Annotated in this window: 14 protein-coding genes; all 14 read right to left on the minus strand. The window is 57.4% G+C overall.

Going from position 1 to position 18,666, the window contains the following annotated elements; translation table 11 throughout:
* Nucleotides 1–69: 69 nt before the first annotated feature.
* Complete coding sequence (locus E0E20_RS01425) at nt 70–999, minus strand: carbohydrate ABC transporter permease (RefSeq protein ID WP_130836284.1); 930 nt, start codon at nt 997–999, stop codon at nt 70–72.
* A gap of 18 nt (nt 1,000–1,017) precedes the next feature.
* Nucleotides 1,018–1,938: an ABC transporter permease gene (locus E0E20_RS01430; RefSeq protein WP_130836285.1), complete on the minus strand. Its 921-nt coding sequence runs from the start codon at nt 1,936–1,938 to the stop codon at nt 1,018–1,020.
* 116 nt (nt 1,939–2,054) lie between these two features.
* On the minus strand, nt 2,055–3,926 hold the full coding sequence (locus E0E20_RS01435) for a cache domain-containing sensor histidine kinase (protein WP_130836286.1): 1,872 nt from the start codon (nt 3,924–3,926) through the stop codon (nt 2,055–2,057).
* A 2-nt stretch (nt 3,927–3,928) separates the two neighbouring features.
* The gene (locus E0E20_RS01440; protein ID WP_130836287.1) at nt 3,929–5,428 is read right to left on the minus strand and encodes a response regulator; all 1,500 of its coding nucleotides are present in this window, start codon (nt 5,426–5,428) and stop codon (nt 3,929–3,931) included.
* 108 nt (nt 5,429–5,536) lie between these two features.
* Complete coding sequence (locus E0E20_RS01445) at nt 5,537–7,018, minus strand: glycoside hydrolase family 30 protein (RefSeq protein WP_130836288.1); 1,482 nt, start codon at nt 7,016–7,018, stop codon at nt 5,537–5,539.
* A 287-nt stretch (nt 7,019–7,305) separates the two neighbouring features.
* On the minus strand, nt 7,306–8,976 hold the full coding sequence (locus E0E20_RS01450) for a formate--tetrahydrofolate ligase (protein ID WP_130836289.1): 1,671 nt from the start codon (nt 8,974–8,976) through the stop codon (nt 7,306–7,308).
* Nucleotides 8,977–9,175: 199 nt separating this feature from the next.
* A complete protein-coding gene (locus E0E20_RS01455) occupies nt 9,176–9,859 on the minus strand; it encodes a C39 family peptidase (protein WP_130836290.1) in 684 nt (227 codons plus the stop codon).
* A 6-nt stretch (nt 9,860–9,865) separates the two neighbouring features.
* A complete protein-coding gene (locus E0E20_RS01460) occupies nt 9,866–11,398 on the minus strand; it encodes a Na+/H+ antiporter NhaC family protein (RefSeq protein WP_130836291.1) in 1,533 nt (510 codons plus the stop codon).
* Nucleotides 11,399–11,408: 10 nt separating this feature from the next.
* Entirely contained in the window at nt 11,409–12,653 is a 1,245-nt protein-coding gene (locus E0E20_RS01465; RefSeq protein ID WP_130836292.1) for an ATP-grasp domain-containing protein, read from the minus strand.
* Nucleotides 12,654–12,715: 62 nt separating this feature from the next.
* Nucleotides 12,716–13,843 (minus strand): glycosyltransferase family 2 protein, encoded by a 1,128-nt coding sequence (locus E0E20_RS01470; protein WP_130836293.1) that lies wholly within the window; start codon nt 13,841–13,843, stop codon nt 12,716–12,718.
* Nucleotides 13,844–13,873: 30 nt separating this feature from the next.
* Nucleotides 13,874–15,067 carry a UDP-4-amino-4,6-dideoxy-N-acetyl-beta-L-altrosamine transaminase gene (gene pseC, locus E0E20_RS01475; protein WP_130836294.1) on the minus strand — a complete coding sequence of 398 codons (1,194 nt, stop codon included), beginning with the start codon at nt 15,065–15,067 and terminating at the stop codon, nt 13,874–13,876.
* Between the two features lie 6 nt (nt 15,068–15,073).
* A complete protein-coding gene (gene pseB, locus E0E20_RS01480) occupies nt 15,074–16,069 on the minus strand; it encodes a UDP-N-acetylglucosamine 4,6-dehydratase (inverting) (RefSeq protein WP_130836485.1) in 996 nt (331 codons plus the stop codon).
* Between the two features lie 27 nt (nt 16,070–16,096).
* The gene (locus E0E20_RS01485; protein ID WP_130836295.1) at nt 16,097–16,468 is read right to left on the minus strand and encodes a metal-dependent transcriptional regulator; all 372 of its coding nucleotides are present in this window, start codon (nt 16,466–16,468) and stop codon (nt 16,097–16,099) included.
* Nucleotides 16,469–16,579: 111 nt separating this feature from the next.
* On the minus strand, nt 16,580–18,571 hold the full coding sequence (gene glgB / locus E0E20_RS01490) for a 1,4-alpha-glucan branching protein GlgB (protein WP_130836296.1): 1,992 nt from the start codon (nt 18,569–18,571) through the stop codon (nt 16,580–16,582).
* Nucleotides 18,572–18,666 lie beyond the last annotated feature (95 nt).

The raw sequence follows: 18,666 nt of genomic DNA on the forward strand, positions 1-18,666 counted from the left end.
AAAGGCACAGACTGCCGCTGTGATCGGCCTCCCGGTCGGAATGCCGCCGGTTCCCGGCCGATATATCTTTTACCCCTTGACCGAACCGATGGTGATACCGGCAATGAAATATTTCTGCACAAACGGGTACACCACAACAATCGGTCCCGTTGCGACGACAGCCATGGCGAGTTTCAACGAATTGGACGGGAGATTCGCCACCTGTATGCCCGCCTGCGAGGCGATTTTTGCCAATGCCTGAGTCTGCTGCTGTATCGCATACAGCATATACTGCAGCGGGTACAGATCCTCTGAATTCAGGTACAGCATCGCATTATACCAGTCGTTCCAGTAGCCCAAAGCAAGAAACAGACCGATGGTGGCAAGTCCCGGCTTCAGGAGCGGCAAAACAATCTGCAGGAACGTCCTCCATTCCCCCGCCCCGTCCAGCTTGGCCGATTCGATCAGCGCGACCGGCACTGTGTTGACAAAGGTCCGCATGATGAGCAGATAAAACACATTGAACATACCCGGAAGAATCAGTGCCAGCAGATTATCCTTAAGGTGCAGATACTGAATATAAAAGATATAGGTGCTGACCATTCCTCCATTGAAGAGAGTCGTGAAATAAAAGAAGAACGAAAGCACATTCCGGTAGCGGAAATCCTTGCGGCTGATGACATAGGCTGTCAGCGTAGTGAGAATCAGACCGGTCCCCGTTCCGACAGCCGTAATGAAGATGGACACACCATAGGCCCGGAGAATCCTCTCCGGCGTCTTGAAAATGATCTGATAGGCCTCCAGTGAAAATTCTCCCGGAAACAGCCCGAAGCCATGGAAGCGGATCCACTGCTCCGCGGTAAAGGAGCCGGAAAGCAGCAGCATAAAGGGCACCAGACATACCGCGGCGATCAGGATAACCGCCAGATAACAGATGACATAAAACAGCTTTGATGAAGCGCTGAGCCGGATTTTTTCCGGCGCCGAGCTTGCAAGATCCTGATAGGAATTTCTGGTCATGATAATCCCCCCGCTTTCTCAGAACAGTGCATAGTCCTCGTCGATGTGCCTGACTGCGGCATTTACGATCATGATGATGACAAAGCAGAGAACCGACTGATAAAACGTCGCAGCCGCCGTCATCCCGATATCCGGATTCGTGACCAGCGAACGAAACACATAGGTATCAATGACATCCGTCGCGTTGAAAAGCTGCCCGTTATTTCCGACGATCTGATAAAACATCTCAAAATCGCCGCGAAGAATCCGTCCGACCTGCAAAAGAATCATCGTCACTAGAGTGGGCCGGATTGACGGAAGCGTGATGTAGCGTATCCTCTGAAAAATCGTCGCGCCGTCAATCGCCGCCGCCTCGTTGACGGCTCCGTCGATTCCCGTGATCGCCGCAATATAGATGACCGAATTGTAGCCTGTCCACTTCCATGAGTTGAATGCGCAGATGATCCACGGCCACACGCCCGGCTTCATATAAAAGTTGACCGGCTCTCCTCCCGCCGCGCGGATCACCGTATTGATCATGCCTGTCTCGTAATTAAAAATGGAAAAGACAAATACGCCGACAACAACCCATGAAATGAAATAGGGGAGGAGAATGACTGTCTGCGAGATTTTCTTGAAATACTTTCTTCGGATCTCCGTGATGAACACCGCCACAAGTACCGCGATGATCTGAGAAGTAAAAAGATTCAGGAGATTGTACAGCACTGTATTGCGGGTAATGAGGAGCCCTGTCCCGGACGCGAACAGATACCGGAAGTTGTCCACGCCGTTCCACGGACTTCCGAACACTCCCATATCATAGCGATAGCCTTTGAACGCCAGAACAAGACCCGACATCGGGAAATACTGCATGACGAGCACCAGAATGATTGCGGGCGCTGCCATGGCAAAAAGCGCCTTATTCTTCCTGAACTCGTGGATAAAGCTTTCTTTCTTCATCTTCGCGCCTTTCCTTTCCACTCATGAACACCGGATGAAAAAAGTATAAAAAAAATCGCCGGAGGAGAGAACCGACGATTTTTTGATTTGGGGTACTATTTTATGTTTTCCGACGCTCACTGTCCCAGAAGAGTCTCCAGCTCCCGCTCATACAGCGCCCGTATCCGTATACTCACGCAGGTTCCGGGCCGTCCGTCCGCTTCCGAAGCTTTCTCTGTCCGCATATATTCTGCACCGTAGCCGTCTCCGTAGCATAATTTGATTCGGAAATTAACATTGCCAATGCCGAATCCCCGGTTCCCCTCTCCCGGCTTTGCCATCACAATATTGCGTGCCGTATCCGCATCAATTCCCGGCCCGTCATCCTCCACTGTAAAAACGATATCCTCTCCCTCCCTGCGGGCCGCAATGCGGATATGACACTCCGCGATATCCGTGTGTTCGCCGATCCCATGGACAATCGAATTTTCGACAAAAGGCTGCAGCGTTATATTGAGGCAGGCATATTCTCGAATTTCCTCCGGAACATCCATCTCACAGTGAATGGCATTTCCGTAATGCGCGTTCTCGATACTGACAAACGAACGGACATGTCGCAGCTCGTCGCCGATGGTGATGACGCTTCTGCCGTGATTTAAGGAAATTCGGTAAAACTGCCCCAGATCGCGGGCCAGTGCCGCCACCTCTCCCGCTCCGTAATCCATAGCCCCCCAATTGATGAGATCCAGTGTATTATAAAGAAAATGCGGATTGATCTGTGCCTGCAGCGCTTTCATCTCCGTCTCGGATACCATCCGGCCCAGACGGTACTGCTCTTTCATGAGCTTCTGCACCTCCTCGATCATGAAATCAAAATTCCGGTACAGCTCATCCATTTCGTCTCCGCTGTCATCCCCGGGAAGCTGAAGCTCCGTCCTTGTATTGATGGCTCCGCTCTGCACCGCTCCCATCCGGCCGTTCAAAAAAGAAATGCGGTTGGAATAATATCTGGCAACAATATACGAGATAACGGCAACGGCCGCCACAAGCAAAGCCACGGTGGTTCCCATCAGCAGAAAAAGCCACAAGAACTGCTTCCTGAAATTCGACAGCGGAATCAGGGAGACGATTTCCCAGTCATTGTACTCCAGTGAACGGTGCAGAGAATAATATTGCTGTCCCTCCACCGTGACCAGCGTCCAGTTTTCCGCCGGGGATACCGGGAACGGAAGCCTCGCAAGCGCCTGCTCGCGCCCCTCATCTGTCGCGGCGAGAATATGCCCGTCCTCATCCGCAAGGTACAAAAGACTCCCCTCTATTGTTCTCCCGTTCCGCAGAATCTGCCGGATCACCGCCAGACGTATTCCTGCCTTTACCGGATAACCCCGCTCCGTCCCGGTTCCGTCCGTGACACGGATCATCGAGAGCAGCGTCAGATACGCCTGCGCAGAGGACGGATCGCCGGTTCTCTTATCCTGCAGAATACGGTAGACATTCTTTCCGTCGCGAATCTCTCTCTCCAGTTCTTCCACACGCTCAATCCGCAGAAAAGATGCCTCCGGATAGAACAGATAATTGTTGGACGAGTAAACCAGCGAATCCGGCACATACATTCCGACCCGGTACTCGTCATTATTGAACTCAATCCTCTGCAGCACCGCGCTGAGGGCAAAAAACTCCGCATAGCTTTCGCGGAGCCCCTGCTTCTTCCCCTTCGGAATCTGTGCCAGCAGCTCGCGCAGCTCATAGCTCGTAAGGATCTGCTGCATAACATAATTCATATTTCCGATTCGGGAGGAAATATAGCTTTCCGCCTGCCTCTGCGCCTGCTCCGCCCCGTTTCTTACATCTCTCTCGGTGCGCTTTTCCAGATAGAGAGCCGCACCGCTCATGACGGCGACGATAAGCAGAATCAGCGGTATGGAGTAGGCGATCAGCATCTTTTTCCACATCGCCAGCTTTTTGATCCGTATACCCACGGAGCCAAAGCCTCTGCACACCTTTCCCATTATCAAAGACTCTCCCGATACTCCGTCGGCGTAAGCCCGACTTTCTTCTTAAACAGCTTTGTGAAATATTTGGGATCCTCGTAGCCCACAAGCCCGGCTACCTGATACAGCTTATACTGCGGATCTGCAAGCAGCTCGCAGGCTCTTCCGATCCGCGCATCCGCAATGAACTGTCCCACTGTGATACCCCGGTTCCTGCGGAACATCGCCGAAAGATAGGTCGGCGTCAGATAGACCACCTCGGCCAGCCGGCCCAGCGATAGCGAACTGTCCCCCAGATGCGCCTCGATATACTCGCAGACCTCCCTGACAAGATAGTTTCCGGTTCCGTTTTCCTCACAGTTCATAATCTCCCGGAGCTGCCGATTCACCCAGTCTCCGAGCTCCCGTATAGTACACAGCTCTTCCAGCCGCTCCTCATCCGCCTCCTCCTCAGGCGGCTCGGCGTTCTCCATTGTCCGCATCGCCGCGCGGCTCAGCGTGTCAAATACATTGCGGACACGGAAATTCATGACGGCATGCATATCCGTCAGAAAACGGCACCAGCTCTCCACATAGGCCTCCGCTTCCTCCTGCCTCCGTTCCCGTACCAGCTGATAAAAGGCGCGGAGCCTGTCCTCCGGGACGGTACCCCGGTATTCCTCGCTGCTGTCCATAGCATCTGCCCGGCAGTTCCAGCCCTTATAGGAAAGATGACGTACCCCGGCCAGCGCCTCGCGCCATGCTTCACGTACGTTCCCGCGCGCATGGTGCTCCCGGCTGGCAGACACAAACCACCGGCTCCCCTCCCCGCGGTAGGACAGTATCGCCTCGCTGGTAAGCTCCACCAGTTCCCGGTCCCACGGTGAATCCAGAGCGATCAGCAGTGCATAGGAATTCGCGGAAACCATATCCGCCAGAGCAAGGCTTTCTCCGCCGAAGCGCTCCAGCATCTCCTGCCGGAGATTATTCAAAACATCCTGCGCGATATCATGAATTCCGGGGATCGCACTGCCGTCCGTGCGGATCATGAACATCACATAATTCCGCCACGCTCCCGATCCGTTATCTCCGTCTGCCGTCAGAAGCTCCTCCTGACCGCTGCCGTTCAGCAGGGAATGAAGTGTCGTCTGCCGTTCCCGGCGTGTCTTCTGCACGGCGGAAACCGCCTTGCAGACGACGTCCGACAGCTCTTCGACAGAGATCGGCTTCTCGACATAGCCCACCGCGCTGAGCGAAATCGCCGCATGCAGATACTCCTTGTCGGAATACCCGCTCACAAAAAGGATCTGACAGTCCGGAAGAAGCCCGCGCAGTGCCCGCGCCATATCTGTCCCCAGCATGCCTGGCATACGGATGTCCGACAGCACAATATCCGGACGCAGCTCCGCCGCCGTCCGAAGCGCATCCTCCGCGTTTTCGGCCGCGCTGACCTCGTCCACCCCGAGCGTCTTCCATGGCACATGCCGCAGCAGTCCGTTCCGGATCGGGGCCTCATCTTCCACAATCAATAAACGGATCATAGCTGTTCCCTCATAAACTGATTGTATCACGACGACGGCTCCGTTGCTCCGTTCATACCGATCAGCCACCCGGATGGCCGTCTCTTATCCGCCCTTTTGAGCGGCCTTTCAGAGATCGGTGATAACCAGTGTGCTGATCGTTCCCGCAGGAACCGCAAAGCGGATGATCTCTCCCTGTACCCGGAATGCGTACAGTCCGTCCTCCTGTGTCCGGTTCAGAAGCACCACGGCAATGGAACCATCCGGATTTTTTGCCGCCACGGCCTCCACTCTGTCGTCGCAGCGCGAGAAACCGATCCGTTTTGCTCCGGGACGGATATGGCGGGAGAAATGTGCGATATATTCATAGGTCATGTTCGTGCGGAATATTCCGTTCTGCACAATCATGCCGGCGGTAAATCCATATGGTACATGACGCGGACCGCCATTCTCGTCAACACAGAGATTCCAGTCAATCCAACGGTTCATGCCTCCGTTCAAATTTCCGATCATGTCATGCGCATATTGCCTGGCATCGTCCTCCTCCGCGCGCATAGGCGTTTTGGTCGGCCCCGTAATGCCTTCCCAAAAGCTGGACTGCCCCGGTGCATGCAGCCCGCAGCACTCGGAAAGCATCAAGATTTTGTCCGGAAACGCATCGTGCGCGAGCTGCACGGCTTCAAAATGATCGCCGGAATACCAGTGGAATGCCAAACCGGCGATCATGGTATCCGTCTCCGCATCAATCATCTGCTCCGCCCATTCCACCATTCGTTCTTTGTTATGATCCCAAATAAACAGATCGATTTTCTCCGCAAGCCCGGTTCTCCGGAACTCCGGATACAGATAGTCTTTCAGAAAACGCTTCTGCTCCTGTGCCGTCCAGACACAGCTGTCCCAGTTTGTCGCGGCGACCGATTCGTTCTGAAGCGTCATCATCGTCACCGGTATTCCCTCCTCGAGATAGCCCAGCACATATTTCGCAAGATACTTTGCCCACGGTCCGTAAAATTCCGGGCGGAGCGAGCCGCCGTTGCACCGTGAGGGTTGCGAGCCGCCTGATCCCTCCTCATGCCCCGAACCGCCGTAAACCGCCGCATCATTCTGCGGGCGCTCCGGTGGCGTCTTCCACTGCCGGGGCGGCGACCACGGAGAAAGAAGAACCGAAAGGGGCTCATGCCCGGCTGCGTCATTCATGCGCATCGCCTCCCGAATCATCGGGATAATGTACTGCCGGTCCCGCCGCAGGGAAAAGGTAGCAAGCTCCGGATCCGAAATAGGATCCTCAACCGCCTGATATTCCTCCAGCGAGAAGTCGCAGCTGTCCATATGCGTGCGGATAAAGCGCAGACGATTGCCGTCCGGACCGAAGAACGCCCCGAGCGCCCTCTGCCGCTCCGTCTCTTCCATCCTCGAGAGCAGATACGCGCTGCTCTCCGTCATGGCCCCGCCAAAGCCCTCTATCGTCTGATATTCCATCTGTGGATAGAGACCGATCACACCGGATTCCAGATGCTTCGGCTCATCCGCCTCATGCGTCACCGGAAGTTCACACTCCCTGCGCACCGGTTCCCCATCTGCCGCCCACGTTGTATATTGTATGCACCTCATCATTTCCTCCCACAGAAAAGTATTCTGTCCGGCATTTTATTATGTCCTGTTTCTTATTCGATTCCTGTTCCGGCACTGCCTTTTTCATCATAAAAAAATCCGTGCGCTCTGAGAACGTACGGATTTACGATTTTGTGGATTATTTTATGAATATGCCCACGGCGCGGGGGCAGAAACGAAGCAGTTGCTCCGCTATGCGATCCATTTCAGAATATGCCCACGGCGCGGGGGCAGAAACCCGCCCCCGCAGGCTTCAGAGCACCCCTCGTTTCGGGCGGTCCGGCTGTTCAAAACAGTCCCTCGATCCGCCCTTCGGCGTCTACATCGATCCGGAGCGCCGCCGGATTTCTCGGAAGCCCGGGCATCTGGATAATTTCGCCGGTGAGGATGACGACAAAGCCTGCCCCCGCCGACACATAGGCGTCCCGCACCGTCACGGAAAAGCCCTCGGGCCGACCAAGACGGCCGGGATCATCCGAGAGGGAATACTGCGTCTTTGCCACGCAGATGGGAAGTCCGCCGAAGCCGAGCTTCTCCAGCGAAGAAATCGCCCTCTCCGCGGTTTTGGTATATTCGACGCCGTCCGCGCCGTAAATTTCCCGCGCCACGGTCTCTATCTTCTCCGTCAGCGGAGCCTGCAGTCCGTACAGCGGGCGGTAAGAGGCCGGCTGCTTCTCCAGCGTGTCAAGAACCTTTTCCGCAAGCTCACGGCCGCCCTCTCCGCCGTCTGCCCAGACCGTCGCTCTGGAAAATTCGCAGTGATGTTCACGGCAGAACGCCTCGACAAAGGCGTTCTCCGCCTCCGTGTCCGTTGCAAAGGAATTGAGTGCAACAACGATCGGAACCCCGAATTTATGCAGGTTCTCGATGTGCTTTTCCAGATTTGCCGCGCCGCGCCGCAGGGCCTCCGGGTTCTCCCTCCGCAGCTCTGTTTTCGGGACGCCGCCGTTGTATTTGAGCGCCTGAATCGTTGCGACCAGAACCACCGCGTCCGGTCTGATGCCCGCCATCCGGCACTTGATGTCCATGAATTTCTCCGCGCCCAGATCCGCTCCGAAGCCGGCCTCCGTGACCGTGTAATCCGCGAGCTTCAGCGCCGCGCGCGTCGCGCGTACCGAATTGCAGCCGTGCGCGATGTTGGCAAAAGGGCCGCCGTGAATGAGCGCCGGCGTATGCTCGAGCGTCTGCATCAGATTCGGCCGGAGTGCGTCCTTTAAGAGAGCGCACATGGCGCCGACCGCGCCGAGCTGCTCCGCCGTGACCGGCTCCCCGCCATAATTGTAGGCGGCGACAATCCGGCCGAGGCGCTTTTTCAGATCCTCCATGTCCTCCGCCAGACAGAAGACGGCCATGATCTCCGAGGCCGCTGTGATCACAAAATGATCCTCGCGCACCGGGCCGTTTGTTTTGCCCCCAAGACCGATCGTGATATTGCGGAGCGCGCGGTCATTCATGTCCATGCAGCGCTTCCACACGACGCGGGTAGGGTCAATGCGGAGCGGATTGCCGAAGTGAAGCGAGTCGTCGAGCATCGCGGCCAGCAGATTGTTCGCCGCGGTGACGGCGTGAAAATCGCCGGTGAAATGAAGATTCAGATCTTCCATCGGCACGACCTGCGCATAGCCTCCGCCGGCCGCTCCTCCCTTTACGCCGAAGCACGGCCCGAGCGACGGCTCCCGCAGCGCAAGAATCGAGCGGCGTCCGAGCTTTCTCAGCGCATCGGCAAGACCGATGCTGATCGTCGTCTTTCCCTCCCCTGCCGGCGTCGGATTGATCGCAGTGACAAGAATCAGCTTCCCGTCCTTTCGCTCTTTCAGCACGTTCATGCAGGAATCCGAGAGCTTCGCCTTGTATCTTCCGTACAGCTCAAGATCATCCGCCGCAATGCCGAGCTCCGCCGCCGCATCCATGATCGGCAGGAGCTGTGCCTCCTGTGCAATTTCGATATCCGTCTTCATCTCTGATCCTCATCGTGGAAACATATGGAAAGAACGCAGACAAAAAACGTGCTTCCGGCAACACCGTCAGTATAGTCTCTGCCCGGGTGGTTAGGCAACGGCAATTCCAGCGGCTCCGGGAGCAGGCCGCACTCCTCCCCCCTGTCGCTCCCCCGCGCGTTCAGAGACGCCGCACCGCCGCTCCCTCTCCCCCGCGCGTTCAGAGGCGCCGTACCGCTGCCGCTCTCTCTCCCTGCCCGGCATGACGGCGCTCCGCAAGCTCCCGGGGATATGCGGCCGCCGCAAGGCCGTGCCATGGGTCATTGAACAGAAGCTCTCCCCGCTCCTCATCATAGCCGACAAGCAGCATGCAGTGCTCGCGGGAGATCCATGTGAACAGCTCTCCGCCGTCCAGACGCCATGAGGGTCCGGGAATCGGCTCCGCAAGGTCGAGCGTCGCCCAGTATGCCACCGGCACCCCTTGGTCGATATACTCCCGGAGCAGCCGCTCCGTCTGCACGCCGGTGACGTCCTTCGCCGCAAATGCAGGGCGTCCACACCCGTCCGCCGGCGCATATTCCGCAAAAACCCGGTTCAGCGCCCGCACCAGCACGCCGGGATAGCAGCCGAACGCCGCGGGATCATAGGGGCTGCCGGCAAAATACTCATCCGGATCCGGCCCTGTTCCGATGATGTTCTCCGACGCGGGCGTCAGATCCGTTCTGCCGTCCGCCCCCATAAAAAGTGTCAGCTCCCGCATCGGAAGATAGTGCCGGATGAACTCGTCCACAGAGAGAGGAATGCCGAGATACCGAAGCAGCATGACCGCCGTCACACTCTCGCAGCCGGTCGGCCATCTCTCTCTCTGGTCGATGCAGGGTATGAGGATCCGTTTTGACGCCATCACCTGTCACCTCTGCTCCTGCCCTCTCCGCTCCGTGCGGCGCCGGATCAGCAAAAGGATCGCCGTCATCAGCGCCGCGCTGATAAGGAGCGAGATCTGCCAGCTTCTCGTGAGCGCCGCGGCCAGATACCCGACGATGCAGCAAGCCACCGTCACCGCCGCATACTGCATCTGCGTCTGCACATGATTGATGTGATTGCTCTGCGCCCCCGCGGACGCCATGATCGTCGTATCGGAAATCGGCGAGACATGATCTCCGCAGACCGAGCCCGCAAGAACCGCAGAAACCGCGATGACCATCATCTGGCTGTCCGTCCTCTGGAACAGCGACACGACAATCGGCACCAGAATGGAAAAGGTGCCCCACGAGGTTCCTGTGGAAAAGGAAATGAAAATCGCGATGCAGAACACGGCCACCGGTATGAACCAGATGAGGCGGCCGCTCAGATCGAGATTGCCGCTCACAAAATCACCGATTCCGAGCCGATCGGTCATCCCCTTGAGCGTCCACGCGAGCGTAAGAATCAGAATCGCCGGAATCATCATTTTTCCGCCCTCCGGCAGCGAGTCCATAAAGTCCCGGAATGTGATGACCCTGCGGGGGAGATAGAGAAAGCCCATGAAAATGACGGTGACCACGGTCGCGAAGATCAGAGAAATCTCGGCGTCACAGTTGGCGAACGCCGCGACCACGCCCGACGCGCCGCCTAGGTAGCCGGTATAAATCATCGCCCCGACCGCTGAGCCGATCATGACCAGCATCGGCGCAATCAGATCCGCGACATGCCCCTTTCCCTCGCGCATCCGTCTCTCGTCCTCCTCGGCCAGCGCGCGGAATTCCTCACCTCCCGAGGTAAAGAGATCACCGTTCGCCGCATTTTTTTCATGCTTTGCCATCAGGCCGAAGTCAATAGACTTCGCCGTGATAAAGAAAACCATATAGAGCGTCAGAATGGCGTACAGGTTATAGGGAATCGTCGCTATGAAAAGCTGAAAGCCGTTCATTGGCCCGCCCTCCGGCACATAGGAATTGACCGCGGCCGCCCAGCTCGAAATCGGCGCGATGATGCAGATTGGCGCCGCCGTCGCGTCGATGATATAGGCGAGCTTTGCGCGGGAAATGCCGTACTTGTCCGTGACGGGGCGCATGACGGAGCCGACGGTCAGACAGTTGAAATAATCGTCGACAAAGATCAGAACACCGAGCAGCGCGGTCGCCGCCAGCGCCTGCTTCCGACTGCGCAGATGCTTTGTCGCCCAGCGCCCGTACGCCGCCGTCCCGCCGCAGCGGGACATCAGCACGATGATCATGCCGAGCAGAACGTCAAAAATAACGATATTCAGATCCATACTGTCACGCATGACCGTGAACAGCGTCTCAAAGGTATTCCACGGCTGAAAGCCGGCCGCCATTCCCGCGCCGAGCAGCACCCCGCAGAACAGAGACAGATAGACCTCTTTTGTGAGCAGTGCCAGAAGAATTGCCGCCACCGGAGGCACCAGCGACCATCCCGTTCTATAAAACATATTCATTTCCACCCTCTCCTGTTTATCTTCCGAACAGCGCCAGAATGCTTCGCGCGGCGCTGTTCAGCCTTGCATCGCACTGCCCGGCATCCGCGCTTTCCTCCCGCGGCGTCAGCACCATATAGCCGCGGCCCATCAGAATGTGTCCCGTCGTCGGCGGCATAAGCCGCTCGCCTTTCCGGATATGGCAGACATAGGCCGCAAGTGCGCAGCCCTCCGCCTCTGCGGCTGCCCGCGCCTCCCCCTCCTCCGGCACGCGGCGCACGATGCCGCTCAGATCAAAATAGCGTATCATCATCATTCTTGTTTTTTTCGGAGCAAAGCAGTACTCCATGCCGCTCTGAAAGCGTATCATCTGCTCCGCCATATCGACGCCCGACGCCATCGGCGTGAAGAGGTTATGCAAATTGTGTCCCGAGGGCCGCGCCGACAATTCGATCACAAAGGGAGAACGGTCCTCCCCGAGAATCAGATCGCAGTGCAGAAGACTGTTGTCAATCCCGAGCGCACGGACGACATTCTCGAGAAATGCGGAGACGTTCTCCGTCAGCGCTCCGGGCAGCACACTCGTGTAGGCGACGGCCTGTCTCGCGGGAAGCGGCGTATTCTGCTTGCGGCGCAGGAGAATCAGCTGAAAGCGTCCCTCTGTGACAGCGGCATCCGCGCCGTACTCCCCGCCGGATACCAGCTCCTCGAGCACATAATCCTCCTCCGCGTGGATCGCGAGCCTCCCCAGCTCCTTTTCGAGCTCCTCCCATGAGCTTACGACGGCGAGGTCGCGGCTTCCGGAGCCAAAGCGCGGCTTTACGATCGCCGGATAGGCAAGTCCCTGCCGTATGGCGGCAAGCCGCTCGCTCATCCTCTCCGCCTGTCCCGGAGCCGGAAGCCAGAGCTCCCCCGGAAGAAGAAAGCAGGCGCAGTCCCGCAGTCCTTTTTTCCGCAGACATTCATGAAACTCCCATTTGTCCGTACACAGCAGCGCCGCCCTCTCGCTCACCCCGCGGAGACCGAGCGCATCGTTTGCCGCGCCGGTCGCCGTGAGATACCGTCCGATGGGCGCCGTCAGCAAAAAGGAAGGCCGTATGTCCCGAAGCCTCCGAAGTACCTCCTCAGTATTCCGGATATCCGTGACATACGGCTCATCGGCCGCCCGAAGCCCTGCCGCCTCCGCATTGCCGTCAAGTGCCGCGACCCTGATTCCCAGCCGCTGCGCCGCCTCTATTGTATGGAGCGCCTCCGCGCTCGCCCCGATCATTGCCGCTTTCACTGTCTTTGCCCCTCCCTGCTGCCGCCTCCGGCAACGCCCGCACCGCTTGCTCCGGCATTTCCTCACCGAGAGCCGGACCGGCGCAGCCGCCGCGCTCTTGCGTCCCGGTACAGCCACAACGCCCGGTACTGAACATAAAACCGCAGGGGATGCCGCTGCTGCAGGGCGATGTACTTCTGCTCCTCCCGTCCGATGCGTTCCTTATAATAGCGGTTCTGCCGGAAATCCGGAAACGCATCCCGCATCTCCTTTGCCAGCGCCGTCACAAAGCCGAGGCATCCGCTCCGCAGCCCGCGCATCGCGGAAAACAGCGTGTTCACATAAAACAGCACCGCAAAGGAAAACTCGATCTCCTCGCGGTATTTTTCAAAATACCCGTACCGCTTTGCCTCAAGGAGCATGCGCCGCCCCGCCTCCATGCGGTCGAGAAGACGCTGCTTTGTCACGGTATGCACGGTGGAGCTCTCATGCTGATAATAGTAATAGAGAGGAGGAAGCGGCTCCCCTCCCTCCGGAGCCCCGCCGTCCGGGCGGTAATCCGGACAGCTCCCGCGCAGCTCCCCGGGGTACGGCAGATATTCAAAGTGCTTCGCCCTCAGCATCCATGTGTTTGCGAGCGCATTATCCTCGTAAAACATGTCCTCCGGGAAGCGGCTGTCACAGCCCAGAATGATGTCTCTGCGATAGATCTTCACCACCAGAGAACCACTGTCCAAAATCAGAGAGCGGTATTTCACCTCATTCAGCACCCCCGTCTGCTCCGGACGGTTATTGTGAACGATCTTCCCCACCCGAAAAGAAAACTCCTCCGTCAGGCAGTAATCGCAGCCGACCATATCGGCTCCGGTTTCCTCTGCCCGCGAAAGGAGCTTGTCATAGTAGTCCGGCGAAACCCAGTCGTCCGCGTCGAGAAAGCCGATCCATTCTCCCTCCGCCAGCGAAAGGCCCAGATTCTTTGCGCCGCCCTGCTTCCGGTTGCGGTCACAGCGCAGCGCTCTGATAAAGGAATACCTTGCGGCATATTCCCGCAGAATGTCATAGGACCCGTCCGACGAGCAGTCGTCCACCGCGAGGATCTCCATTTCCCCGCCGCGCCGCAGAAAGCTCTGACCCGTCAGCGAATCCAGACAGCGATTCAGTTTTCCTCCGTCCGCCATGTTGTAGACGGGAACAATCACAGACAGTTTCATTCCGCTCTCCGACAGGCCGTTCCGCACCGCCTATACCGCGTAATATTTGCAGAGCTTCTGCACCGCCCGGATCACATCGTCCGCGTCCTCATCCGTCATCGCGTAGTAAAACGGAATCGTGATCATATGTTCATACAAACGCTCCGCCCGGGGGCAAAGACCGCGCGCATAGCCGAGCTTCTCGTAATACGGAAACCAGTAGGTCGGGATATAGTGGACGTTGCAGACGATATTTTCCTCCCCCATGGCCTCAAAGAAGCGCGCTCTGTCTATGGAAAGCTTCTCCGGATTCAGACGGAGAATATAGAGATGCCGCACCGAGTCCGAGCCCTCCGTCTCACGCTGTACGATGAGCTGCGGAATCTCCGAGAACGCCTCGTCGTATTTCTTCCGGAGCATTTTCTTGCGCGCCGCGAAGCGGTCCAGCTTGTCAAGCTGACTGGCGATCAGGGCCGCCTGCATATCCGTGATGCGGTAATTCGGCGCAAGCGCGACCTGCTCGTAATACCACGGCCCGTCCGGCACATGCTCCATCCGGGACGGATCCCTCGTGATGCCATGCGAGCGGTACAGCAGGAGCCGTTGATAAAACGCCTCATTGTCCGTCAGCACCGCGCCGCCCTCGCCGCCGCAGATCGTCTTCACCGGGTGAAAGCTCAGCGTCGTCATGTCCGCGATGCTGCCGCTTTTCCTCCCCTTATAGGAGCTGCCGATCACATGCGCGCCGTCCTCGATGTACACAAAGCCGTATTTTTCCCGGAGCGCGAGGAAACGGTCATGATCCACCGACTGGCCCCCGAAATCCACGGCGACGACCGCTTTCGTCCTCTCCGTTATTTTTTCCTCGACGCAGGCAGGGTCAAGCTGCCACGTCTTTTCATCAATATCGGCAAAGACCGGGCGTCCGCCGCAGTAGAGCGCACAGTTGGCAGAGGCCGCAAAGGTAATCGGCGTCGTGATGACCTCGTCTCCCTCGCCCACGCCCGCCGCCATGCAGGCCATGTGAAGCGCCGAGGTCCCGCTCGAGCAGAGCACGGCATAACGCGCCCCCGTTACTTCACAGAGTCTCCGCTCCGTCTCCTCGATCTGCGGCCCGCAGGTCAGATAATCTCCCCGCAGCACGCGGACGACCGCCTCGACATCCGCGTCGTCTATGTACTGATGGGAATAATAAATTTTATTGCTGCGGACAGGCTCGCCGCCCTCGATTGCCGGTTTATTCATATCACCCTAGTCTTCGGTCTCTTTCAGTCTCTCCCGGATCTCCTCCACGGTCATCCACTCCGTGTTCGTACCGGAAGAATAGACAAAGCCGTCCTCTACGGCTCTGCCGGACATATCGCGCACCTGCCGCTCATTGAACATGATCTGCGGGTAGACGATAAAGTTCTTATCATATTCCATAGTATTCGCAGAATCCTCTGCCGTGACCATGACCTCATGGAGCTTTTCTCCCGGCCGTATGCCGACCTCTGTGGTGCGGCACCCGGGCAGCATGGCCTCCGCCAGATCCTTTACATAAAAGGACGGGATCTTGCTGATAAAGGTTTCGCCGCCCTTTCCCTCCGCAAGCGCCTTAAGCACCAGCTCCACACCCTGCTTCAGGCTGATCCAGAAGCGGGTCATGCGGTAATCCGTGATCGGCAGGGTCGTCTCGCCTTTTTCGATGAGACCCCGGAAAAACGGAATCACGCTCCCCCGGCTCCCCGCCACATTTCCGTAACGCACAATGCTAAACGAAATATCCTGATCGCCCGCATAGGCATTCGCCGCGATAAACAGCTTGTCCGATACCAGCTTGGTTCCGCCGTAGAGATTGACGGGATTGACCGCCTTGTCCGTCGAGAGGGCGACCACCTTTGTCACACCGGTATTGAGGCAGGCGTCGATGACGTTCATCGCGCCGTTGATGTTGGTCTTGATCGCCTCCGCCGGATTGTACTCGCAGGCCGGAACCTGCTTGAGCGCCGCCGCATGGATCACATAGTCCACGCCGTGCAGAGCCCGCTCGAGGCGCTCCCTGTCGCGGACATCCCCGATGAAATAGCGCATCTTCGCCTCATGACGCCGGAACACGGGATCCGAGCTCATCACGAACTGCTTATACTCATCGCGGGAATAGACGATGAACTTCTTCGGCTCATAGTGCTCCAGCACATACTTCGCAAAGCACTTTCCGAAAGAACCGGTCCCGCCGGTGATCAGTATGGTCTTGCCGTCAATGATATTGGACATGCTGTTCTCCATTTTCCCTCACTTCATGTTGTTCTCGTAATAGCGGTTGATCTTATTGTAGGTGTCGTCGCTGATGTTGTGCTCAATCCGGCAGGCCTCATCAGTCGCCGTCTTTTCATCGACGCCGAGCGCAATCAGGATCTTGCGCAGCAGCTTGTGCTTTGCATAGGTATGACCCGCGATTTCCATTCCCGACGGATTGAGCGTGATGTAGCCCCCTCCGTCCACGTCGATATATCCGTTCTCGCGCAGCTTTTTCATCGCGACGCTGACGCTGGGCTTGGAGTACCCCAGCTCCACCGCAATATCGATGGAACGCACCTGTCCCAGTCTTTCATTCAGAATCAGGATGGTTTCGAGATAATCCTCTGCCGATTCATGTATATTCATGATTACCCTCCATACCGAATCACCGCGCAGCCGCGGAACGCAGAGCCGCGGACCTGCACGGAACAGGCCCGCGGCCGCGAAAGCACAATCCTCTCAGAAACGGGGCCGCCGTCAGAATGCAAAGATCAGCGCTCCGTAAGCCGGCAGGTCAAATTCAAGATACTGCTCCCGGTAATCGCACTCTCCCGGAATCGCACGAATCGACGCCGGAAGCGGCGAATCCTCCGCCGCGCCGTATTCCTCCTGCGCACTGTTAAGAAGCAGCCGGTAAAATCCCTTTTTCGGAACGCCGACGCGGTATTCCTCACGCTTCACCGGCGTCATGTTGAGCACAAAGAGAAGAGATTTCGCATGGCTGTCGCAACGCCGCACAAAGCTGTAAATGCTGCGGTCCTTGTCATCTGCATTGATCCACTCAAAGCCCGCCCAGTCATTGTCGATCTCGTACATGCAGGGGTAGCTGTTGTATATCCGCAGCAGCTCGCCGACATATTTCTTCATTCCGGCATTCAACGGATTCTGGAGAAGATACCAGTCGAGCTCCCGCGCTTCGCTCCACTCTCTCTCCTGTCCGAACTCCTGCCCCATGAAAAGAAGCTTCTTCCCGGCATGTCCGAACATGAATGTATAGCCCGCACGGAGATTGGCATACTTATCGACCTGATAGCCGGGCATTTTCTCCACCATCGAGCATTTGAGATGAACCACCTCGTCGTGAGACAGCGGCAGAACATAATTCTCGGAATTATTATAGCTCATGGCGAACGTCAGCGAATAATGGGAGCCGCGGCGCATGATCGGATCCAGCTTCATATATTCACAGAAATCGTGCATCCAGCCCATATTCCACTTGAACGTGAAGCCGAGGCTGTCCGTCCCGATGTCCCCGGTGACGCCGGGCCATGCCGTCGATTCCTCCGCCACGGTGATGAAGCCGGGGTAGGAGCCGCGGACCACGGAGTTGAGATGCTGGAAAAACATGACGGCATCCAGATTCTTGTTTCCGCCGTACTGATTCGGCAGCCACTGCCCGTCTTTCTTGCCGTAGTCAAGATACAGCATGGAGGCCACCGCGTCAACACGGATCCCGTCGATGTGAAACTCACGGAGCCAGTACAGGACATTGGCGATCAGAAAGTTCCGGACCTCGGGCTTTGCAAGGTTGAAAATTCTTGTCCCCCAGTCCGGATGCTCGCCGCGGCGCGGGTCCGGATCCTCAAAGATACATCTGCCGTCGAAACAGGCAAGGCCGTGGGCATCCGGACAGAAGTGCGCCGGAACCCAGTCGAGGATCACGCCGATGCCGGCCGCATGCAGACGGTCGACCAGATACATGAAGTCTTTCGGTTCCCCGTAGCGGGAGGTGGGCGCATAGTAGCCCGTCACCTGATAGCCCCACGAGCCGTCAAAGGGGTGCTCCAAAATTCCCATGAGCTCCACATGAGTGAAGCGCATCTCTCCGAGATAAGAAACAAGACGGTCGGCAAACTCCCGGTAATTGTAAAAGCCGTCCCCGCCGTCCGGATGTTTCATCCATGAACCGATATGGCATTCATACACTGCCATCGGGAGCTTTGTGGGGTCGCTCTTTTCCCGGCGCGCGCGCCATCTGCCGTCTTTCCACGCAAAGCCGCCGATGTCCGCCGTCCGGGAGGCCGTCCCGGGGCGTCTCTCCGCGGAGGCTGCAAAGGGATCCGCCTTGTAGAGCTTCTGTCCGTCCGGTCCCCAGATCAGATATTTATACAGTTCGCCCTCGCCGAGCCCCGGCACAAACAGCGTCCAGATCCCCGCGCCGTTTGTATCCCGGTTCATGGGGTGCTGATCCTCCGACCAGCCGTTGAACGTCCCCGTCACATAGACCGCGCGCGCATTCGGAGCCCACACCGCAAAGAAAAAGCCTTTCTCTCCGTTTTCTTCCGAGGGGTGCGCACCGAGCTTTTTATAAATATCATAATGCGTTCCCTGCCCGAAGAGATAGCAGTCCATATCGGAAACAAAAACGCGATTCTCCTCCGCCGCTGCCGGCGCTCCACTCTTTGTCCCCGTCCTGACCGCACCCGCTTTTTTCTTTTTCAGAGCACGTTCGTTCTTTGCTTCCTCCATATCGGCCCCCCATGGCACTTATTCATGCCGGAGCGCATCGCGGCATGTCCTGCTTCCCGCACGGAATTTTCATCTGCGGAAACGAATGCGGAAAG

It is taken from the genome of Lachnoclostridium sp. Marseille-P6806 (assembly GCF_900625025.1).
In the GTDB taxonomy this organism is placed as follows: Bacteria; Bacillota; Clostridia; order Lachnospirales; family Lachnospiraceae; genus CAG-791.